Source organism: bacterium, from assembly GCA_021159335.1.
In the GTDB taxonomy this organism is placed as follows: domain Bacteria; phylum UBP14; class UBA6098; order B30-G16; family B30-G16; genus JAGGRZ01.
Genome location: JAGGRZ010000096.1, coordinates 1 through 1,244, shown reverse-complemented (window position 1 = coordinate 1,244; position 1,244 = coordinate 1). Strand labels below are relative to the sequence as shown.

Sequence of the window (1,244 nt, the reverse complement as noted above, 5' to 3'; positions counted from 1 at the left end):
GATCCATCAGATTCTAATCTTATCATTCCGAGGGGTTATATGAAACATGGTAGGGCGTCAGAGAGGCTTCACGAGTTTTTCGGCGGGTTTGTTTTCAGTGATGGTGTATACTATTTGCATTCTCCTGATTCGGTTGTGAGGGTTAGCTCACTTTTTGTGGAAACACATCCAGAAAGGACACGGGATCGCCATTTAATTGGTGATGGTGGCGGTAGGAGTGGGGGGTTTATAATGTCCATAAGCTCTGATAGCATATATTTTATGGGTCAATTGGTCTATTCTGCTGATACTACTCATTCGGAACCCTCGCCTTTTTTGATAGCAGGTAAGCTGCATTTGCATTCACCGCCTGGTTATGATACTCTTGAATGGCTTGGCTATTGGTGCGGGTATGACTGGGATTTTTCAGGGGTAACCGCCATAGGCTACAGCGACAGCATGAATCTTTTGGCGGCGCTTACAGACCATTATTTGGTTCTTTTGCAACCCTCCACCAATCCTTCTGATCTGGGGAGAAGGTATTTCAGGGAGATAGGGCGGTATAGGAGGTGGAAAAGAAGTGCGATGGGCTATTGTAAACTAATCTTTGACAGGAATTACTTAATATTGTGCGGGGATGATACAGCATATACTGGCATAACGGTTCTTAGATTTGACAGCACATTATCATTTGAAGTTGTGGGTTATATACCTGGTCCATATCGATTTATAGCCAAGCGAGGGCGTTATGTTTATGCGTATAGGGTTTGTTTAACGGGTGTTGATATAATAGAGTGTTTATTTGATTCGAGTGGTGTTAATGATGGTGGCAGTTATTACAGGCATGACGTTGAAGGTATAGATATATATCCTAATCCAGTGTATTATGGTGGCACGATAAATATCTCATCACGGCATAGTATAATAATCTACGATATCCGCGGGAATGTGGTGGCGAAAATTTCGGGCGGCAACAAAGCGGTTAAACTTAACCCCGCCCCGGGAATCTATTTCGCAGTTTCAAACAAAAGAGGACGAAAAGCCGTAACGAAATTCGTGGTGATAAAATAAAAAAACCTCAACCTCCGCGGTATCCGATTGTCCGCGGTCTCCGCGATTCAGATTTTCCCCGCGATTCAAACTTTCCCCTCATCATTCGGCTTCAACGCAAACGCCAGCATAGAAGCCAGAAATACCTTCACGATGTCGACCGGGACGAATGGCAATGCTCCCAAAAAGAGAAGTTCCTTGATGCTTAATGCTCT

The 1,244-nt window shown here is 44.1% G+C and carries 1 protein-coding gene; it reads left to right on the top strand.

Going from position 1 to position 1,244, the window contains the following annotated elements:
• On the top strand, positions 1-1,050 hold a 1,050-nt coding region (locus J7J62_05605; GenBank protein MCD6124629.1), incomplete at its 5' end, for a T9SS type A sorting domain-containing protein.
• Between the last annotated feature and the right edge of the window lie 194 nt (positions 1,051-1,244).